Origin of the sequence: Campylobacter sp. 2018MI34 (assembly GCF_016598975.1) — a bacterium.
GTDB lineage: Bacteria > Campylobacterota > Campylobacteria > Campylobacterales > Campylobacteraceae > Campylobacter_D.
Genome location: NZ_JAENKS010000251.1, coordinates 1 through 391, shown reverse-complemented (window position 1 = coordinate 391; position 391 = coordinate 1). Strand labels below are relative to the sequence as shown.

Sequence of the window (391 nt, the reverse complement as noted above, 5' to 3'; positions counted from 1 at the left end):
ACGACCAACGACGCCGACAACCGGACGGCGTTCGCGGCCGCGCCGGTGGATGCGCTCGACTTCGTCGGCATCGGCGTCCACGGCCCGCGCAAGGTGATCGACAAGGTGGTCAACAGCCTGAAGTTCCTGTCGTAACCGGAGTTCCCAAGCTCCGACGGCTGCCTGGCGCCGATGGCGGCGGCTCTATCGACTGCCGGGTGGCCCTGCCACCCGAGCGGATTGCCGAGGTCGAGGGTTCGTCGACTTTATCGCCGCGCGGACGCAATATCTCGCGCTCACGGGGGCCGCGACGGCTGCCAGCGTCGCGTCGTTCGCAATGGTCGGGGAGAATCCGGAAGACGACGCCTACGATGCCTTGTGACTTCGGCGACGTCGTCCCGTTGCCATTTCC

General features: G+C 67.0%; 1 protein-coding gene. It reads left to right on the top strand.

Features of this window, described 5'->3' with window-relative positions:
* Nucleotides 1–135, top strand: a 135-nt coding sequence (locus JG676_RS09955; protein WP_200217992.1) for a DUF2000 family protein, incomplete at its 5' end; no start/stop codon positions are given.
* Nucleotides 136–391: the final 256 nt, after the last annotated feature.